This is a genomic window from Actinoplanes couchii (assembly GCF_016862075.1).
Taxonomy (GTDB): domain Bacteria; phylum Actinomycetota; class Actinomycetes; order Mycobacteriales; family Micromonosporaceae; genus Actinoplanes; species Actinoplanes couchii.
Map to the genome: position 1 here is coordinate 84,488 of NZ_BOMG01000076.1, position 18,679 is coordinate 103,166.

General features: G+C 68.9%; 19 protein-coding genes. 13 read left to right on the plus strand and 6 right to left on the minus strand.

The window, feature by feature from the left end; translation table 11 throughout:
• The first annotated feature begins 41 nt into the window (after window positions 1-41).
• Entirely contained in the window at window positions 42-524 is a 483-nt protein-coding gene (bfr, locus tag Aco03nite_RS30740; RefSeq protein WP_203801013.1) for a bacterioferritin, read from the plus strand.
• On the opposite strand, the gene Aco03nite_RS30745 is transcribed toward bfr, so the two are convergent.
• A complete protein-coding gene (locus Aco03nite_RS30745; RefSeq protein WP_239145568.1) occupies window positions 499-1,245 on the minus strand; it encodes a DivIVA domain-containing protein in 747 nt (248 codons plus the stop codon). The two genes, bfr and Aco03nite_RS30745, sit on opposite strands and share 26 nt — an antisense overlap.
• 1,236 nt (window positions 1,246-2,481) lie before the next feature.
• On the opposite strand from Aco03nite_RS30745, the gene Aco03nite_RS30750 reads away from it, so the two are divergent.
• Window positions 2,482-2,856, plus strand: coding sequence for an STAS domain-containing protein (locus Aco03nite_RS30750; protein WP_344317476.1), 375 nt, complete (start codon window positions 2,482-2,484; stop codon window positions 2,854-2,856).
• A gap of 371 nt (window positions 2,857-3,227) precedes the next feature.
• Here the strand turns inward: Aco03nite_RS30750 and Aco03nite_RS30755 are convergent, their stop codons facing one another.
• From Aco03nite_RS30755 to Aco03nite_RS30765, 3 genes are read right to left on the minus strand one after another with little or no spacing between them, the layout of a single operon-like run.
• The gene (locus tag Aco03nite_RS30755) at window positions 3,228-3,629 is read right to left on the minus strand and encodes an SPW repeat domain-containing protein (protein ID WP_203801023.1); all 402 of its coding nucleotides are present in this window, start codon (window positions 3,627-3,629) and stop codon (window positions 3,228-3,230) included.
• A gap of 22 nt (window positions 3,630-3,651) precedes the next feature.
• Window positions 3,652-4,368 (minus strand): STAS domain-containing protein, encoded by a 717-nt coding sequence (locus Aco03nite_RS30760; RefSeq protein ID WP_239145569.1) that lies wholly within the window; start codon window positions 4,366-4,368, stop codon window positions 3,652-3,654.
• The gene (locus Aco03nite_RS30765; protein WP_203801026.1) at window positions 4,365-4,664 is read right to left on the minus strand and encodes a GlsB/YeaQ/YmgE family stress response membrane protein; all 300 of its coding nucleotides are present in this window, start codon (window positions 4,662-4,664) and stop codon (window positions 4,365-4,367) included. The genes Aco03nite_RS30760 and Aco03nite_RS30765 overlap by 4 nt, the downstream gene beginning before the upstream one ends.
• A gap of 157 nt (window positions 4,665-4,821) precedes the next feature.
• Between Aco03nite_RS30765 and Aco03nite_RS30770 the strand changes: the two genes are divergently transcribed.
• The 5 genes from Aco03nite_RS30770 to Aco03nite_RS30790 all read left to right on the plus strand — a co-directional run bounded on the left by Aco03nite_RS30770 (window position 4,822) and on the right by Aco03nite_RS30790 (window position 8,102).
• Window positions 4,822-5,511, plus strand: coding sequence for a response regulator transcription factor (locus tag Aco03nite_RS30770; RefSeq protein ID WP_203801028.1), 690 nt, complete (start codon window positions 4,822-4,824; stop codon window positions 5,509-5,511).
• Complete coding sequence (locus tag Aco03nite_RS30775; protein WP_239145570.1) at window positions 5,508-6,860, plus strand: sensor histidine kinase; 1,353 nt, start codon at window positions 5,508-5,510, stop codon at window positions 6,858-6,860. Before Aco03nite_RS30770 ends, Aco03nite_RS30775 begins: the two co-directional genes overlap by 4 nt.
• Entirely contained in the window at window positions 6,857-7,426 is a 570-nt protein-coding gene (locus tag Aco03nite_RS30780; protein ID WP_203801030.1) for a GerMN domain-containing protein, read from the plus strand. Before Aco03nite_RS30775 ends, Aco03nite_RS30780 begins: the two co-directional genes overlap by 4 nt.
• 159 nt (window positions 7,427-7,585) lie before the next feature.
• On the plus strand, window positions 7,586-7,849 hold the full coding sequence (locus Aco03nite_RS30785) for a DUF3040 domain-containing protein (protein WP_203801032.1): 264 nt from the start codon (window positions 7,586-7,588) through the stop codon (window positions 7,847-7,849).
• 37 nt (window positions 7,850-7,886) lie between these two features.
• Window positions 7,887-8,102: a hypothetical protein gene (locus Aco03nite_RS30790; protein WP_203801035.1), complete on the plus strand. Its 216-nt coding sequence runs from the start codon at window positions 7,887-7,889 to the stop codon at window positions 8,100-8,102.
• A 22-nt stretch (window positions 8,103-8,124) separates the two neighbouring features.
• Here Aco03nite_RS30790 and Aco03nite_RS30795 read toward each other — a convergent pair whose 3' ends face one another.
• Window positions 8,125-8,658, minus strand: a complete 534-nt coding sequence (locus Aco03nite_RS30795; RefSeq protein ID WP_203801036.1) for a hypothetical protein — start codon at window positions 8,656-8,658, stop codon at window positions 8,125-8,127.
• A 125-nt stretch (window positions 8,659-8,783) separates the two neighbouring features.
• Here Aco03nite_RS30795 and Aco03nite_RS30800 point away from each other — a divergent pair, with 125 nt between their 5' ends.
• The 6 genes from Aco03nite_RS30800 (at window position 8,784) to Aco03nite_RS30825 (ending at window position 16,996) form a co-directional block, all read left to right on the plus strand.
• Window positions 8,784-9,782: a LacI family DNA-binding transcriptional regulator gene (locus tag Aco03nite_RS30800; RefSeq protein WP_239145571.1), complete on the plus strand. Its 999-nt coding sequence runs from the start codon at window positions 8,784-8,786 to the stop codon at window positions 9,780-9,782.
• A 118-nt stretch (window positions 9,783-9,900) separates the two neighbouring features.
• Window positions 9,901-12,021 (plus strand): carbohydrate-binding protein, encoded by a 2,121-nt coding sequence (locus Aco03nite_RS30805; protein ID WP_239145572.1) that lies wholly within the window; start codon window positions 9,901-9,903, stop codon window positions 12,019-12,021.
• A 10-nt stretch (window positions 12,022-12,031) separates the two neighbouring features.
• Complete coding sequence (locus Aco03nite_RS30810; protein WP_203801040.1) at window positions 12,032-14,029, plus strand: glycoside hydrolase family 36 protein; 1,998 nt, start codon at window positions 12,032-12,034, stop codon at window positions 14,027-14,029.
• Window positions 14,030-14,037: 8 nt separating this feature from the next.
• Window positions 14,038-15,342 (plus strand): ABC transporter substrate-binding protein, encoded by a 1,305-nt coding sequence (locus tag Aco03nite_RS30815; RefSeq protein ID WP_203801044.1) that lies wholly within the window; start codon window positions 14,038-14,040, stop codon window positions 15,340-15,342.
• Window positions 15,343-15,347: 5 nt separating this feature from the next.
• On the plus strand, window positions 15,348-16,187 hold the full coding sequence (locus tag Aco03nite_RS30820; protein WP_203801047.1) for a carbohydrate ABC transporter permease: 840 nt from the start codon (window positions 15,348-15,350) through the stop codon (window positions 16,185-16,187).
• Window positions 16,184-16,996 carry a carbohydrate ABC transporter permease gene (locus Aco03nite_RS30825; protein ID WP_203801052.1) on the plus strand — a complete coding sequence of 271 codons (813 nt, stop codon included), beginning with the start codon at window positions 16,184-16,186 and terminating at the stop codon, window positions 16,994-16,996. The genes Aco03nite_RS30820 and Aco03nite_RS30825 overlap by 4 nt, the downstream gene beginning before the upstream one ends.
• A gap of 512 nt (window positions 16,997-17,508) precedes the next feature.
• On the opposite strand, the gene Aco03nite_RS30830 is transcribed toward Aco03nite_RS30825, so the two are convergent.
• Window positions 17,509-18,627 carry an FAD-dependent monooxygenase gene (locus tag Aco03nite_RS30830; protein WP_203801056.1) on the minus strand — a complete coding sequence of 373 codons (1,119 nt, stop codon included), beginning with the start codon at window positions 18,625-18,627 and terminating at the stop codon, window positions 17,509-17,511.
• Between the last annotated feature and the right edge of the window lie 52 nt (window positions 18,628-18,679).

Consider the following 18,679-nt stretch of genomic DNA (forward strand, 5'->3'; position numbering starts at 1 on the left):
TACGATGACCCCAGTTAGAGCCATAACTGGGGGTATTTGGCATGCAAGGCGACGCCCGTGTTCTCGAGTTTCTCAACGAGCAGCTCACCGCGGAACTGACCGCGATCAACCAGTACTTCCTGCACGCCAAGATGCAGGAGAACTGGGGCTACACCGTGCTGGCGAAACACACCAAGCACGAATCCATCGACGAAATGCGGCATGCGGAGGTCCTGACCGACCGCATCCTGTTCCTCGAAGGGCTCCCGAATTACCAGAAGCTGTTCTCGCTGCGAATCGGCGAGACGGTCAAGGAGCAGTTCGAGTGCGACATGAAGGTCGAGGTCGAGGCCGTCGACCGGCTGCGCCGGGGCCTGGAGTACATGCGCTCGATCGGTGACATCACGTCCGCGCGGATCTTCGAGGACATCCTGTCCGACGAAGAACACCACGTCGACTACCTGGAGACCCAGCTCGGCCTCATCGAGAAGCTGGGCGAGGCGCTCTACCTGCAGAACGTCACGGAGCACCCCGAGGCCGGCTGATCGCGGGAGCCCCGCCGTCCATGCCGCGCAGGCGCAGATCCACATCGTCGGAGATCGCCGTACGCCAGCGACGGGCCCTGTCCTTCAGCACGTCGATCAGGTCCATGGCCTCGGCGCGCTTCGCGTCGAGGCCGGCGATCGCCTCGGCGTGCGCGTGCCGGGCGTCGGCGATGATCGTCGAGGCCCGCAGCTCGGCGTCGCTGACCACCCGGGCGGCCTCGGTCGCCGCCTTCCGCAGGATCGTCGCCGACTCCCGGTGGGCCTCGGCGAGATGCTCCTCCGCGGTACGGCGCGCCAGGTCGAAGATGTGCGGGTTCGGCGCGAGGCTGTCATCGGGCATGCCCTGCCCCGGGAAACCGGCCCGGCCCGCGGTCCAGGCGATCTCCAGTTCGCCGGAGCGCCCGCTGTTCCAGGTGAACTCCAGGCCCGCCGGCCGTGCCTGCGCCTGCTCCGCCTCGGCCCTGGCCTGCTCCAACTCGGCCAGCACGGCACGGGCGTGGTCCTCGGCCCGGTCTCGGTCGCGTTCCAGCCGGCGCAGGTGCCCGGCCAGGTCGTCGCGCTGCAGCTGTTGCGCGAGGGTCTCGTTCTCCTCGGCCAGCCGGCGCATCTCGACGGCCACGTCATCGAGGAACGTGTCCACCTCGGCCTCGTGGTACCCGCGAGCGCCCGGCGACGGCTGCCGGAACTCGACGCCGTTGACGTCGGAGGGGGAGAGCGACACCGACGAGTCCTGCCTTTCCTGACGCAAATGGCTGTGCACGTTCCCACACCGCCGCGGATCACGGCCCCGGCGAGGTGGACACCAGCTACCGGGCGGACCGGCCAAGTGATCGCGACATCGCGGCCAAGTCATGCCTCCGAAAACCGTCAGAAACCCTTCACGGCCCCCGGCGCACACACGCAGGAACCGCTTCGTCACGAAGTGAACGCGACCACACATTCAATGTCAACACCGAGTATCTGAAATGCACCCTGACCGTAATCGCATCGCCGAATTTCCACCCACCGATCAATGCCGCACGGGCGGGCCGGTTCATGGGCTCGCTCCCATTCCCAAAGATTGAACGACACGCTTCGTAGTCACCACCAGCGCGAGACATTCGCGGATTGTCACGGTGTGTGGTCGCCCAGGCCCACCCCATTCTGGCAAGGGCAGACGATCACGCAGACGCCCACGGCGACAAGCACCGACCCGTCCGATCACGGCGAGAAACCGCTGAGGCGGCGTTCGACTGCGGCGTTCGACTGCGGCGAGAGGCGCTGGCCTTCGGCCACGGCGAGGAGCATGGGGATGCTTGCCCACGGCGAGGGTGTGGGAATGCCGGGCTCGGGGTGAGAGGGAGTGAAGACGCTTTGCCACGGCGAGGAACACGGAGACGCTCGGTCACGGCGAGAAGCGTGGGGCGCTTGGCCACGGCGAGAAGCACGGGGCGCACCGCCACGGTGAGAGGCGTGGGGCCGCTCGGCCACGGTGGGACCGTGGGGCGGCTGGCCATGGCGAGAAGCGCGAGGAGCGCCGCCACGGTGAGGCGTTCGAGGGCGGATGTGGGGGTGCTTGCGGTGGAAACACATCTGGGTGAGGGCGTCCCGAACCGGAACGACCCCACCCGGATGGTGTCAAGACCTCCTCATGGTCTTGCCAGGAAGTCTGGTCGGGTGGCGTGGCGGTTTCCTCGCGGTCGTGTGACGACGCCGTGACAAAACCCGACGACGGCGTGGCGGAACCCGACGACGGCGTGGCGGAATCCGACGACGGCGTGGCGGAACCCGGTGGCGGTGCGGCGAAACCTGGCGGCGGCGTGGCGGAACCTGATGGCGGCCTGGTGAACCTGACGGCTGTGGTGGTGGAAGGGCAGGTGGGAAACCGTCAAGGAACTGTCATGGGGCCGTGCGGCATCCGTTGCCCCGGTCGGCGACTGTCGGATTCCTAGGCGGGAAGAGGTGAGTGTCCGTGGCCATGACGGTGGCGGGGTTGCTCGGGTCGAGTTCGATTCGGGTTGGCGAGCACGACGGTTTCGCTGTGGTGACGGTTCGCGGGGAGATCGGGCGGGCGATGGTGCCTGGGCTGCGCGACGTTCTGTCCTGGGCCATCGACAATCACCCGGGAGTGGTCGTCGACCTGGCCGGGGCCACCGGCATCGATCGGGACGGGCTGGCGCTGCTGCTGCAGAGTCAGGATCGGGCCTTCCTGCGGCACAGTGAGATCTGTTTCGCGCAGCCGGCACCGTCTCTTCTGGCCGCGCTGGAGCGACTCCAGGCCGACGCGATGTTCCTGATGGCCGACGACTGTTCGACGGCCCTGAAGCAACTGCGCGACGGTACCCGCGTCTGACCGGCAGAAACGGCGCTGATCCGCGTCCGGCTAGCTGAGGTGACGGCATCAGCGTCTAATCCGGCTGAGGTGACGACGTCCGGCACCCGGCACCCGGCACCCGGCACCCGGCACCCGGTGTCCGGTGTCCGGTGTCCGCGAAAACGAAGAAGGACCACTCGAAGCGGGCAAGGCCCGCGGAGAAACGAAGAAGGACCGCCTGGGCTGGGCGGTCCTTCTTCTCGTCATGCGGCCGGGCGAGGTTCGGGCGGGTAGCGCGAGCCGCGCGTGGCGTGGCCGGGTGCGGGTCGGGCGTGGCGTGGCCGGGTGCGGGTCGGGCGTGGCGCGGCTGGCCGGGCCGGGTCGGGCGCGGCTGGGTGGGTGGGGCCTTGTCACGCGTGGCGGTCGTGGCCCCGCCAGCTTGCCACCGCGAAACCGATCACCAGGCCGCCGACCACGATGTCGTTGACCATGGCGGCCGGTGCCAGGTCCCGGTTGGAGATCACGAACGGGGACGCCACCAGCCAGCCGCCGAGCAGCACGCTGAACAGGGCAAGTAGGTCAGTGTGGTGCCGGGGTGTCAAGACCCGGACGAACGCCAGCACGACCACCGTCAGACCGATCGCGACGTCGTTGAGGCCGGGATAGATCAGCCCGGACTTGGCGTGGTCCAGCACCAGCGGTGCGCACGTCAGCCACAAGCCGACGAGCACCAGCACCTCACCGGGCGTGTGGGCCATCTCGTCGACCAGCCGGCGTGTCCCCTGCGCGGCCGATTGGACATGAGCGTTCATCGGAAGTCCTCCCCGTAGAGACCTACGGAGAGTGTTGCACCGGAATCACCGCGACATCGGTGGGATCGGTGAAGGTCAGTGCGGTCTGTTCGTCCTCGAAGATCGGGAACATGCCGTCCAGGTGCATGGTGTGCAGCACGGTGAGGACGAAGCGGGACGGCGCCACCAGCGACAGCCCGGCACCCCGGCGTTTCGTGCAGCGGTAGGCGCGGACCAGCAGCCCCAGCCCGGCCGAGTCGATCACCGCGGCGTCGTGCATGTCGACCACCACGTCCCGGCCGGACTCGGCCGCCTCCATCAGCACCGGGCGCACCTGGTCGACCCGATTCAGGTCCAGGTCGCTGCGCAGCACCACGACCCGGGCACCGTCGCCCACGTCACGGATGTCGCAGGCCTCCTCCAGAAGAGCAGCGGCATCGTCCGACACCAGAGAGGCGGACCCCGGAGAAGCCGACCCTGAGGAAGCCGACCCGGGAGAAGCCGACCCGGGGGAAGCCGACCCGGGAGAAGCCGACCTCGGAGAGGCCGACGGTGCCGCGGCCGGCACGGCGTCCGGTTGCGCGCACCGCGGGCACCGGTGGGTGCCGGTCGCGAACGGCGAGCCGCTCCAGCCCAGGGTGGTGATCGACGGCCACACCACGTCCTCGTCGCGCAGCACGTCGCTGGTCTGCTCGGCCGCCCCGCAGCCGTCGCAGATCACCGTGACCATGCCCTCGGCGTCCCCGATGATCGCGGTCACCGGGCGTCCTCCCGGGTGATCCGCGAAGGGCGCGACGACGGCCGGTCCGCGGTCATCGCGACCACGGCGACCCCGGCCCCGGCGAACAGCACCTGCAGCACGATCTCCAGCGCGGTCGGCCCGGGCCGGTCCGAATTCGCCATCCGGGCGATCACGGTGGCCAGCACCGCGGCGGCGACCCCGGCGGCCACCGGCAGCCACAGCGGCACGGTGCGGATCCGGCGGGTCAGGACCCGGCCGGCGACGCCGATGACGGCACCGATGGCCACCGCGGCGATCAGACTGAGTCCCGTCATGGCGGACCTCCTCCCGGCGGGCAGGCTTGATGGACAACCGCCAGACTGCCCCTCATGGTCTGCGAACCTTTCCCGCACCCATGACAATCGCGTGACAAACGGCTCTCCGGCCGGTTCCGCCCGATCCGCCCTCGACTGACGGGACAATAGTTGGGTCATGAGTGCCGTACTGCTGATCGAGGATGACGACCGCATCCGCCTGTCCCTGGCCATGGCCCTGGAGGACGAGGGGTACACCGCGCATGCCGTCGCCACCGCCGAGGAGGGCCTGGCGGCGCAGCGTGCCCACCGGGCCGACACGGTGCTGATCGACCTGATGCTGCCCGGCATGGACGGCTACGAGTGCATCAGGCAGATGCGCCGCGACGACGATGTGCCGATCGTGGTGGTCAGCGCCCGCGACGACACCCACGACATCGTGGCCGCGCTGGAGGCCGGCGCCGACGACTACGTGGTCAAACCGGTCGCGGTGAAGGAGCTGGCGGCCCGGCTGCGGGCACTGCGCCGGCGGGCCCGCACGGTCACCGCCGTGCCGGCGGCCCCGACCACGTCGGTGCTGACCTTCGGTGATCTGGAGGTTCGCCCGGAGGCCGGTGAGGTCCGCCTGCGCGGCGAGCCGGTGTCGGTCACCCGCACCGAGTTCCGCCTGCTCTGCGAGCTGGCCGACCATCCGGGCCTGGTGCTGTCCCGCCAGCAGTTGCTGCAGCGGGTGTGGGGGCACGAGTTCGGCGACGAGCGGGTGGTGGACGTGCACGTCGGCCGGTTGCGCCAGAAGATCGAGGACGAGACCGGCAACCCACGGCACCTGGTGACGGTTCGCGGGCTCGGATACAAGCTGCAGCCGTGAGAGTTTGGCCGATCGGGCTGCGGGCCAGGGTCAGCGCCGCGTTCGCCCTGGGCGCGCTGATCCTGTCGGCGTGCGTGAGCCTGGTGTCGTACGAGTCGACCCGTAACACCTTGTTCGGCGAGCGGGAGCGGGCTGCGATCCGGGCCACCTACTACGACGCGATGGTGGTGGGCGCCGGCCTCAACAGCGCCGACCCGAACGTCCTCGAGGCGATGCTCGCGCTGGACACCGGCTCGGACCGGTACGTGCTGGTCTACTGGGAGGGGCGGTGGCACTCGCGCAGCGCCGACCTGGCCGCCGACGGTGCCGTCCCGGTGGGTCTGCAGGAGATGACCGCCAGCGGTGAGTCGGGCGCCCAGCGCATCCGCCGCGACGGCCAGCCGGCCCTGATCGTGGGGATCCCGCTGCTCGGCGGCGCGGTCTTCTACGAGATCTTCTCGCTGGCCGAGCTGCAGCGCACGCTGCAGACGCTGGCGCTGGTCCTGACCGCGGTCGCGATCATGGTGGCGGCGGCCGGCGCCGCGGTCGGGTGGTACGTGACCCGGCACGCCCTGCATCCGCTGACCGCCGTCGCCGAGGCGGCGCGGGGGATCGCCGGGGGTGACCTGACCACCCGGATCAACCCGGACACCGAACCCGACCTGGCCCCGCTGTCGGACGCCTTCAACGACATGGCCGATCAGCTCAGCAGACGGCTGGAACGGGACCGCCGGTTCGCCGCCGACGTCAGTCACGAGCTGCGGTCGCCGTTGCAGACGCTGGAGGCCGCCGCCAGTGTGCTGCACAAGCGCCGGGACACCCTCGACGACCGGTCGGCGGCCGCGATCACCCTGGTCACCGCCGAGGTCGCCCGGTTCCAGGCGCTCGTCAACGACCTGCTCGAGCTGGCCCGCAGCGACCGCCCGGCCCACCGCGAGCAGGTGGACGTGCCCGAGCTGGCGCAGCGGGTCTGCCGGTCCCGGAGCCTGCCCGCCGACCTGGTCGAGGTGGCGCCCGGCACCCCGCGGTTCTGGTACGTCGACAAGCGCCGGGTCGAGCAGGCGCTGGGCAACCTGATCGACAACGCGAACCGGTACGGCGGCGGGGCGGTCACGGTCCGGGTCGGCGCCGGGTTCCTGGAGGTCGACGACGAGGGACCGGGTGTGGCCGAGAAGGATCGCACCATCATCTTCGACCGGTTCGTCCGCGGGCCGGCCGCCAACTTCCGTGGCGGCACCGACGGCACCGGCCTGGGTCTGGCCATCGTGGCCGGGCATGCCGCCGCGCACGGCGGTGACGCCAGTGTCTCCGAGCGTCCCGGTGGAGGCGCGCGGTTCCGATTCACCCTCCCCGGATTCGAGACACCATGATCGTACGGCTGACAGCAGTGGCCCTTTCGTCTTTTCTCGCTCTCTCCGCGTGCGGTGTGCCGTCGCAGGACGAGCCGCATCCGGTGGAGCTGCCCCGGCGGCCGCTCAACGTGTCGGTCTCGCCGGCCCCCTCCACCGACGTGGTCGGCGAGGTGGCCCAGGTGCTCTGCCTGACCCGCGACAGCCGTCTGGTGCAGGCGGTCCGGCGGGCCGACGCGGTGCCGTCCCCGCAGCGGCAGCTCGACCTGCTGGTGTCCGGGCCGAACCTGTCCGAGCAGCAGCAGGGCCTGTCGACGGCGCTGGCCACCACCGCTCTGACGGTGACCCTGCCGCCGGGCAGCACCACCGCCACCGTCGACATCAGCGAGGTCGACGAGGGCACCGCCCGCAGCGACGAGGTGCTCGCCTACGGCCAGATCGTGTGCACGCTCACCACCCGCCCCGACATCGCCGGGGTCACCTTCCAGCGGGAGGGCCGTTCGCTGCAGGTTCCGCGGGGTGACGGGACGTTGTCGGGCAGCCCGTTGCGCGCGGCCGACTATCGTTCGCTGATAGGGCCGGTGTGATCGGCCCGCGCGGAAGGCGTCGCTCTTCGCACGAGGAGCGGAAAGTGTTCGCCAGAGGCGCGGAAAACGGATGTGACAAGAGTGTCATGGGGGAGAGCCCCGTCTTCGGGGTATACCTCGTTAGGACGGGGTTCGCGCACCGATAGGTGGTGAGGGAAGTTGTCCACCAGAGACACACGCCGGGAGTTCGAGGAGATCGTCGGCCGCCTCGCGGCTGAGGATCCAGGCATCGCCCGCCCGGTGCGGATGCTCACGCGCCGGGTGCAGGTCGTCATCCTGGCGGTGATCGGCGGGCTGATCTGGGCCGGCCTGTCCGTCGCGATGGTCGCCTGGGGTGCCGCCGGAGTGGCCTTGACCTGCATTTGCGTGCTGGCCGCGGTCGCGTTCGGGGTGTGGTTCAACCGGAGGCGCAACGGGGGCTGACCGTTTGCGGTCCCGCCGTCCGGGTACGTCGATCTTCATGACGACACTACGCATCCCCGGCGACCCGGACCGCTATCCGCCGTTGGATCCCGGCGTGCCGATCCCGGACGATCCGGGCGAATTGGCGCCGGACAGCCCGGATCCGCTGCCGCCGCCTCCGGTCGAGCCGATCCCGGTCGAGCCCGTGCCCGCCGAACCCGTGCCCGCCGAACCGGTCCCGGACGACCAGCCGCCGGTGCCCGAACCGGCGTGATCCGCGCCTCAGCCGGTCCCGCTCAGGTGGTCGCCGGGTCGCCGGCGCCGGCCGTCACGGTCAGCGTCTTCGACTCGGTGCCCTCCGGGCCGGCGACCGCGAGGGTGTACGTGTGCGCCTGGTCGTCACACGGGAAGTTGATCGTGGCGCTGGCCTCGGCCCCGTAGGTGTCGTAGACGCCGGGGCCGTCGACGGAGAGCGTGGTCCGCTCCGCGCCGGTGACCCTCCAGCTCAGCACGACCGGCTTCCCGGTGGGACAGGACGGGTGCTGAGTGACCCCGAAAGCGGCGATGATGGGCCCCGTCGCCGGCGACATCACCGATTTCTCGGATCGGGGTGCTCCGGAGTAGGCGGCCATCGACGCGGCGACGGGCTCACCGGACGGGCCCGCGAGCACCGGGCCATCCGACGGTGCCACGAGGTGGGACGGATCGGCCGGCCCCAGCGCCCCGGCGGCCGAGTCGCGGGCGCGGGAGAGCGCCAGCCCGGCCGCCACCCCCAGGATCACCATGGCGATCAGCACGGTGACGAACCATCTGAATTTCGGAGCCGGCACGGCATCCTCCCTGGTGGGCCCGGATATCGGCGGAAGTCTACGAAGGATCATGGCGCTTGCGGGCCACCGTTGATCGCCTGTGGCACGAAGCCGGTATTCCGCGCGGTGCTGCTATAGGTATTGGCGTGGACAACAGTGAGGGCCGGCCGCAGATCCGGGACGTCGCCGCCGCGGCCGGAGTCTCCTACCAGACCGTGTCGCGGGTGCTGAACAATTCGCCGCGGGTGCGCCCGGAGACCCGCCAGCAGGTGCTCGACGCGATGCGGGAGTTGCGGTACCGGCCGAACCGGGCGGCACAGACGCTGGGTTCCGGGCGGGCGAACGCGGTCACCGTGGTCACCGCGAACACGACGTTGTACGGCTACGCCGGTGTGCTGCAGGGTGTCGAGGAGGCGGGCCGCCAGCTGGGCCTGGCGGTGGGGGTGCGGGTGGTGGAGTCGGAGGCCGCCGCCGACGTGCGGCAGGCCGTGGATCACCTGAGCGACCCGAGCGCCGGCAGCGTGGTGGTGGTGGCGTTCGATCCGGCGGGCGCGGCGGTGTTGCGGGCGCTGCCGCCGGAGGTGCCGGTGGTGGCCGCGACCGAGGCGGGCGGCCTGCCGGGCAGTGACCGGTCGATGCTGTTCCTGGACGAGCGGGAGGCGGCGGCCGAGGCGACCCGGCACCTGCTGGGCCTGGGGCACCGGACCGTGCACCACGTGGCGATCCCGTCGGAGGCCCGGTCGAGCGCCCGGCAGACCGGCTGGCGGGAGGCGCTGACCGATGCGGGCCGGGAGGTGCCGCCGATGGTGACCGCGGGCTGGGATGTGCGTGACGCCTATCAGGAAGGCGCGAAGCTGGCGAAGGACCCGCAGGTCACGGCGATTCTGTGCGGGAATGACGACACGGCTCTGGCGGTGCGGCGGGCGCTGTACGAGGCGGGCCGTGACGTACCGGGGGAGGTGAGCATCGTCGGTTTCGACGACGTGCCGGCTGCCGCGTTCTGGACTCCGGCGCTGACCACGGTGCGGATGGATTTCCTGGGGCTGGGCCGGGCGTGTGTGGCGTCGCTGGCGGGTGTGCCGGTGACCAGCCCGCAGGCGCCACACCTGGTGGTGCGCGAGTCGACAGCCGGACCGGCGACGTAACAAAACCGTAACGTACTCTTCCGGCCACCCCGTGTGACCGGTCACACTAACGCTGTCCTCAACTCGTGTGACCGGTCACATGGACAGGCGTCAAACTCCCCCGAACTTCAGGAGCGCCATGAGACGCACACTCGCCATCGCGGTCGTAGCCACCACGGCCGTCTCCCTGCTGACCGCCGTGCCGGCCAGCGCCGCCCCGTCCCAGATCTCGTTCGACCTCGCCACCAGCACCGGAGCACTGCGCTACGGCGCGACCGGCTTCCTGTACGGCCTCGGCGACGAGGGCATCCCCAACGAGACCATGCTCGCCGCCCTCAAACCGCAGGTCACCGCCCAGAAAGCGCCGGACGGGCTGCAGCATCCGAACGGTGACGCGCTGCGGATCGCGCCGATGTTCAAGCGTGCCGGCGGACGTGACATCCAGATCTACATGCAGGACATCTACCAGCAGTGGCCGTACGAGAACCTCGGTCTCGCCGACTACTTGACCAAGGTCGATGCGCAAGTCCGGAAGGTCATCGCCGACCCGTACCGGAGCAGCTATGTCTATGTGCCTTTTAATGAGCCGGACGGGATCTGGTATCAGAACAATCTGAGTGGACTGCTCGCCGACTGGAAGACCGTCTACCAGCGGATCCGCTCGCTTGATCCGGGTGCACGCATCGCCGGGCCGAACTTCGCCAGCTACCGTTCCGCGGATCTGCGCGCGTTCCTGACCTACGCCCGGGACAACAACGTGCTGCCGCAGGTGATGGCCTGGCACGAACTCGGCGACGATTTCTACACCAGCTGGCAGCAGCATTACGACGATTACCGGGCGATGGAGAAGAGCCTGGGGATCAGCGCGCTGCCGATCACCATCAACGAATACGGCCGCTCCTCCGGTGACCTGGGTGTGCCGGGCAATCTGGTGCAGTTCGTCGCGAAGTTCGAGAACAGCAAGGTCGACGGCTGCCTTGCCTACTGGACCACCGCGGGCGGGCTGAACGACCTGGTCACCCGCAACAACCAGGCGACCGGCGCGTGGTGGCTGTACAAGTGGTACGGCGATCTGACCGGCAACACCGTCGCGGTCACCCCGCCGTCGCCGGGTGGTTCGCTGCAGGGGCTCGGTGCGGTCGACGCGAGCAAGAAGCAGGCCCGGATCATCCTCGGCGGCAACAACCCGGCCTCCGGCTCGTACGACACGAACGTCCTGGTCAAAGGCATTCCGAGCTACCTCGGTACGACGGTGCGCGCGACGGTCTGGGGTGTGGACAGCTCCGGTCTCGACCCGTCCAGTGGGCCGTACAAGGTGACCGAGGGTGACTTCACCGTCGGCAGCGGCCAGGTGACGATCCCGCTGACCGGGCTCAAGGGCAGCTCCGCGTATCAGGTCATCCTGACCCCGAACACCGCCCGCCCAGCAGTGCTGACCAGCCGTTACGAGGCCGAGTACGCGGTGATCAGCGGGACCGCGAAGATCGCCGGGACCTACTTCACCGAGGGATACGGTGCCAGCACCACCGCCTCCACGAAGTTCGTCGTCACGGCGCCTACCGACGGTTACTACAACCTGAGCCTGCGGTACAGCGCCGGCCCGTACACCGGGGCGCCTGCGAACCGCTCGATCCGGCTGCGCGTCAACGGCTCCGACCTGACCGACGTGGCCCTGCCCGGCACCGCCGACTGGAACACCTGGAAGACCGCCACCACCAAGGTCTACCTGCCGGCCGGGATCAACCGGATCGAGTACAACGCCTACGCGAGCGACGACCGGGACGCGGTCAACCTCGACTATCTCGATCTCGCGGCGACCAGCGGGACGGTCACCGCGTACGAGAGCGAGAGCTCGGCCAACACCAGGGGTGGTACCGCTGTGGTGGTCGCTGACAGTGCCGCCTCCGGTGGTAACTACGTCGGCTGGATCGGCGCCGGATCGGCCAACACGTTGCGCTTCAACGGTGTGAACGCGCCGGCCGCCGGTCGTTACCGGCTGGTGGTCAGCTACGCGAACGCCGAGGTCGTCGGCGAACACCAGTACAACAACAACATCGTCGATCGGTACGCCGAGATCAGCGTCAACGGCGGGGCGGTGAAGAAGCACTACTTCCGCAACACGCTCGCCTGGAACACGTACCGCACCACGATCGTCGACGTCGATCTGGTGGCCGGCGCCAACACGATCACTTTCGGAAACCCGTCCGCGGGTTACGCGCCGAACATCGACCGCATCCAGATCGCCGCCGTACTCGGTTAAGGAGTCATACGTGAGCTTGGCCTGGGGACCGTTCGTCCTCGACACCCCCGCCGACGGACCGGTCAGCCTGCGTCTCGGCACCGCCGCTTCGGCGCAACCGCTGGTCGAGGTGCTGGCCGCCGGGTTTGGGCGGGGGCACGTCTCGGCACGATTCTCCGAGACCACTATCGGTCGCCGGTTCCGTCTCACCGGCACCGAGATCTCCGAGGATCAACTGCGGATTTCGCTGTACGACGGGGTCAGCGGGCTGTCCGCGGATGTCGTGCTGACGCACTGTCTCCAGGCCAGGACCACCCTCACCAACCATGGAACCGAGCCGATCCTGCTGCTCGGCATCACCACGATCGCGATCGGAATCGGCCCGGCCGACGACCTCGACCTGGTCACCGGCGACAGCGAGTGGCTCGGCGAGGGCCGCTGGATCCGCCGGCCGCTGCGTGCCGTAGTGCCGTCCCTCAACCTGCGCGCCCACGGGCAGGACGGGCGCGGCCGAACTGCCGTGACCAGCACCGGAACCTGGTCCACCGGAGCACACCAGCCGACCGGTCTGCTCGTCGGCCGGGCCGGTGGGCCGTCGATCGCCTGGCAGATCGAGCACAACGGGCCGTGGCGCTGGGAGGTCGGCGAGCGACTCGACGGCTGCTATCTGGCGCTGACCGGCCCGACCGACATCGATCACCAGTGGCAGCAGCTGTTGCAGCCCGGCGGGTCGTTCGTCTCGGTGCCCGCGTCGATCGTCGTGGGAGACGGGTTGCCCGGTGCCGTGGCGGCTCTCACCGAGCACCGGCGGCGGCTGCGGGAACCGGACGCCGCCCTGCCGGTGATCTTCAACGACTACATGAACACGCTGATGGGTGACCCGACCACGGCGAAGCTGCTGCCCCTGATCGATGCCGCGGCGGCGGCCGGCGCCGAGGTGTTCGTGATCGACGCCGGCTGGTACGACAACGACGCCGACTGGTGGGACAGCGTAGGGGAGTGGCAGCCGTCCACGACCCGGTTCCCCGGTGGACTGGACGAGGTGCTCGACCGGATCCGATCACACGGGATGACACCCGGGCTGTGGCTGGAACCCGAGGTGATCGGGGTGCGCAGCCCGATGGCCGACAAACTGCCCGCCGAGGCGTTCCTCCAGCGCGGCGGGGTGCGGCTGATCGAACACGGTCGCTACCACCTGGACCTGCGGCACCCGGCCGCCCGGGCACACCTGGACGAGGTGGTGGACCGGCTGGTCGAACAGTTCGGGGCCGGCTACTTCAAACTCGACTACAACATCGACCCGGGTACGGGCACCGACCTCGACGCCGGTAGTCCCGGGGCCGGTCTTCTCGATCACAACCGGGCCCACCTGGCATGGGTGGACGGGGTGCTCGCGCGGCACCCCGGGCTGATCCTGGAGAACTGTGCCTCCGGCGGGATGCGCGCCGATTACGCCCTGCTCAGCCGGATGCACCTGCAGTCGACGAGTGACCAGCAGGACTTCACCAGATATCCGCCGATCGCCGTCACGGCGCCTCTCTCGATCCTGCCGGAACAGGCTGCCAGCTGGGCCTACCCGCAGCCGGAGATGAGCGACGAGGAGATCGCCTTCACGATGTGCACCGGGCTGCTCGGGCGGCTCTACCTCTCCGGGCGTCTCGACGCGATGTCGTCTTCGCAGGCGTCTTCCGTGCGTACGGCCGTCGAGGTCTTCCATGGCATCCGTTCGGATCTTGCGTCTTCGGTGCCGGAGTGGCCGCTCGGACTGCCGGGATGGGACGACGGCTGGCTGGCGCTCGGGCTCCGGGCCGGGGACACCCTCTATCTGGGGCTCTGGCGGCGGCCGGGTGCCTCCCGCTCGGTTTGTCTTCCGCTCGACATCTCGGACATCTCTCTGCTCTACCCGCGGCATCTGCCTGAGTGGGCGTACGACATCAATCGCGAAACCGGCGCGCTGACCGTGACCACCGCTTCCCCCGCACCGCACGCCGCGCGGATCTTCGAGATCCGTATCTCCTCCCACCCCTAAGGATCACTATGAAACGCTGGATAGCACTGGGCGCGGTCCTCTCCCTGGGGCTCACCGCCTGTTCCGACCCCTCCGCCACCTCCACGTCCGCCGACTCCGGTGCCGTGACCTGGGCCGATCCGACCGCCAAGCTGGACGGTGTCAAGCTGACCATCTGGGCCGCGCAGAACAGCAACACCGTGCCCAAGGCCGTCGTCGACGGATTCCAGCAGGCCACCGGCGCCACCGTCGAGGTCGTCACGGTGCCCGACCCGTACGAGCAGAGTGTGCAGACCAAGGTCGCCACCGGTGACAAGCCGGACCTGGCGTTCTGGCAGCCCACCGCCTCGATGCTGACCGCGATCAACGCCCGCTCGAACCTCCAGCCGCTCACCGGCGCGCCCTGGTTGTCCACAGTGGATTCCGCGCTGAAGGACATCACCGGGCTGTTGGACGACACCCGGTACGCGGCGCTGATCACCAGCCCGGCCGTCGAGGGGGTCTACTACAACAAGGAGGTATTTGCTTCTGCCTCCGTCACGGAGACCCCGAAGTCCTTCGACGACATGATCAAAATTGCGCGTGACCTGAAAGCCAAGGGTGTCACGCCGTTCTACGAGATGGGCGCGGACCGCTGGGCCACCCAGTGGTGGGTGCAGGTGCAGCTCGCCGACGCCGCCAAGGCCGGGCTGTGGGAGCGGATCAACACCGGTCAGGCCAAGTTCACCGACCCCGACGTGGTGAAGACGATCGCGACCTACCAGTCCCTGATCAACGAAGGGCTGTTCAACAGCGACATCAAAACCGCGAAATTCGAGGACCAGGGTACGGCTCTTCTCGACGGTAAAGCGGCAATGGTCGTGCAGGTGAACTCGTTCTTCGGACAGCTCCAGGCCAAGGCCGACACCGCCTCCCTGGACTCCAAGATCGGCTTCTTCCCGATCTCGCCGGGCGGCAACATCGGCACCTTCATCCCGGACCAGTCCAACGCGCTCGTCGCCTTCAAGACCGGTGACGCCAAGCGGGAAGCGGCGGCCCGTCAGCTGCTCGCCTACTGGATGGGCCCCGGCTACCGGAGCTTCGTCACCGACCGTAACACCGTCTCGTTGCAGCCCGCGGTCGCCAGCCCGGCCGGCGTACCGAAGGCGCTCCTCGACGTTCATGCCTCTCTGCCGTCCGCGGTCGGATCCATGCAGGCCCTGGCGGTGGCGAACCCCGATCTCTACATCAACCTGGCTGACATGATCGCCGGGACGATGACGCCGGAGCAGGTCGCCAAGGCCACCCAGGACCAGTTCGAACAGCTCGCGAAGGCCGCCGGTTACTTGAAGTGACGACAATGGTTACGGGTGCGCCGGGCTCGATCAACCGGCGCACCCACCCCCTCTGGTTCCTGGTTCCGGCGTACGGGCTGCTGCTCGTCTTCTTCTTCCTGCCGACCGTCTTCAACTTCGTGTACGCGTTCACCGACTGGTCCGGGTTCAAAGCCGAGATCAACCCGGTCGGGTTCGAGAACTTCGACCAGCTGACGTCGGACGGCACCCTGTTCCGGGCATTGCGGATCACCATCGTTTACGCGGTTCTGGTCGCCGTTTTCCAGAACCTGTTCGGTTTCGGGCTGGCGGTGCTGCTGGAACGGGACACCGTGGTGAACCGGATCGCCCGCACGTTCTTCCTGATCCCGGTGCTGATGTCGGCGCTCGCCGTCGGCTACATCTTCCAGGCGCTGTTCCAGGGATCCACGTTGCTGGCGGACACCACCTGGACGATCGTGGTGGTCGCGCTGATCCACGCCTGGAAATGGATGGGACTGTCGATGCTCATCTACCTGGCCGGATTGAAGACGATTCCGCTCGACGTGACCGAGGCCGCGCACATCGACGGTGCCTCCCGATGGACCGCGTTCTGGAAGATCCGGGTGCCGTTGCTGGCGCCGGCCGTCACGTTCAACGTCGCGACCGCACTGCTCGGCTCGATGAACGGCTTCGACATCGTGCAGGCCACCACCGGCGGAGGCCCGGCCCGGACCACCGAGATCCTCAACATCTTCATCTACCGGACCTTCGGCCAGGGGCTGTTCGCCCAGGCCACCACCATGAGCCTGATGCTGTTCCTGCTGGTCGCGGTGATGGCGTTCCCGGTCATCTACGTGCTCCGCAAACGGGAGGAGGTGCTGTGACCCGCCGCTTGCAGCCTTTTGCCGCGATTCTTCTGGTGGCTGTCGTCATCGGGGTGCCGCTGTGGCTCGTTGTTGCGACCGCCGGCAAGTCACAGGGCGAGGCCGTCGACCCCGACCTGTCCCCGCCGACAACCTGGCACCTGTGGGAGAACCTGCGCCGGGTCTGGACCGACGCGGACATCCCGGCGGCGCTCTTCGGCAGCCTGCTGATCGTGGTCCCGACGGTGGCGATCGTCCTGGTCCTGGGCTCGATGGCGGCCTGGGTGCTGGCCCGCCGCACGTCCCGGCTGACCGCCGTCCTCTACGCCCTCGGAATCAGCGGCATCATCCTGCCGCCCGCAGTGGTGACAGTCGTCCTGCTGTTGCGGCAGCTCGGTCTGGCCGGAACGGTGACCGGAATGATCGGCGTCTACGTAGGAATTTACCTGTCCACGGTCATCTTTTTCGTGGCGGGTTTCGTCCGGACCATTCCGTCCTCCTTGGAGGAAGCCGCTCAGATCGACGGCGCGGGCCCGCTGGCGGTCTTCCGTCGCGTGGTTCTGCCATTGCTCCGTCCGGTTCTTGCAACAGCGACAATCCTCATCTGCCTGTACGTGTGGAACGACGTCTTCTACGCCTTCTTCGTCATCGGCGGCCGCATCGACACGTTGCCACTGAACCTGTTCCAGGTGGCGAGTGCCGGCCTGTACCTGAACAACTGGCACCTGATCTTCGCGTACGTCCTCCTGATGAGCCTGCCGCTGATCGTCACGTTCGCAGTGGCCCAGCGAAAAATCATCTCCGGAATCACCAGCGGGGCGGTCAAATAGGCCGGCTGCGGGCGGATCGGTTCCTCACCGGCTGTTGAGTTGGTGCAGCCAAGTGAGGACCTGAGCCGCTTGGGTCTCGCGGTCCTGCCAGAAGGCGTTGGTCAGCTTCCGGCGATCCGCGCGATAGCCATTGTCCAGTAGGAACTCCAGCTGGGCCGTTGCCTCCGGGTGGGACAGGGCGTCGGTCCATGCGGTCAGGTAAAGGGTCAGGTCGTCCTCGGCGTTGCCTATTGCGCAGAGGGAATCGTCGATGTCCCGGTCGCCGGTCAGGGCTTCGGCCCAGAGGGCGGTCAGGAACGTGCGGACGGCGTCGCGTTCGCGGTCGGGCCCGGCCGTCCAGCCGGCGGAGCATGTCGGGGGTCAACTGCCGGAGCGGGACGTCGGCCAGGACGGCCCGGGCATCCTCGGTCGTGCGGCAGCAGGGGCACCAGTCGATGCTGCGGGGGCGCGGGACGCGGGCGAAGGTGGTGTACAGCGCGTCGATCGCTGTGGTGGTGGGCTTGCTCACCGGGTCACGGTAGATCCAGGGGGTTGTGGCCGTGGATCCAGGCGACCGTTTCCGGGAGGGTGGTCAGGCGGGCGTTGCGGTCGGTGGTGGGGCGGCCCTCGGGGACCTGGAAACAGGCGGCGTTCGCTCGGGCGCCCAGCTGGATCTGGCGGGTCCGGGGCTTGCGGATCTGCTCGTAGCGGGCGAAATCCGGGAAGCACGCCGCCAGGACCGCCGCGTCCTCCAAGGCCTGGTTGGTGCCCTGGCCGGCGTGCGGGAGCATCGGGTGCGCGGCGTCGCCGAGCAGGGTCACCCGCGGTGTGCTCCAGCGGCGCAGCGGCTCGCGGTCGTAGAGTGCCCACCGGCCCACCTCGGGGGCGGCGGCCAGCATCGCCGTCACCTGCGGGGTCCAGCCCTCGAACGCGGCGACGGCGGAAGCCGGATCGCTGCGGGTGTGCCAGGATTCCTGCGTCCACTCGGTGCCGGGGACGTACGCCACGAAGTTGATCAGGGAGCCGTCCCGGACGGGGTAGGCGACCAGGTGGCGGTTCGGGCCGAGGAAGAACGTCAGGTCGAGCGTGTCGCCGCCGGGGATCCGATCCGTCGGCACCAGGCCCCGGTAGCAGGTCATCCGGGAGAACACCGGGGCCGTGTCGTCGTCGCGGACCGCCGAGTTCACGCCGTCGGCGCCGATCACCACGTCGGCGTCGATGGTCCTGCCGTTGCTGAACGTCATCCGTACCGCATCGGGGGTCTCCTCGACCGTGGTGCAGTGGTGGTTCAGTTGCGGGGTGCCGTCGAAGGCCGCCAGCAGGACGTGGTGGAAGTCGGCCCGGTGGATGCCGAGGAACGGGCCGCCGAAACGCTCCTCGTACCAGTCGCCCATCGGATGCTGACAGAAGATCTCACCGGTGCGCCAGTGGTGGAACTCGATGCGCCGCAGGTTCGCCGAGACTGATCGGATCCGGTCGCCGAGGCCCAGGGAGGCCAGGATGCGGAAGCCGTTCGCGCCGAGCGAGACCCCGGCGCCGATCTCGGCCAGGGTGGTGGCGCGTTCGTAGACCTGAACCGGAACGTTCCCGGCCCGGAGGGCGATGGCGGCGGTGAGCCCGCCGATTCCCGAACCGATGACGGCTGCGCGCACGGGCTGCTCCACTCGGTGATCGTCATCGATACCTAACCACACGGCGGCCGTG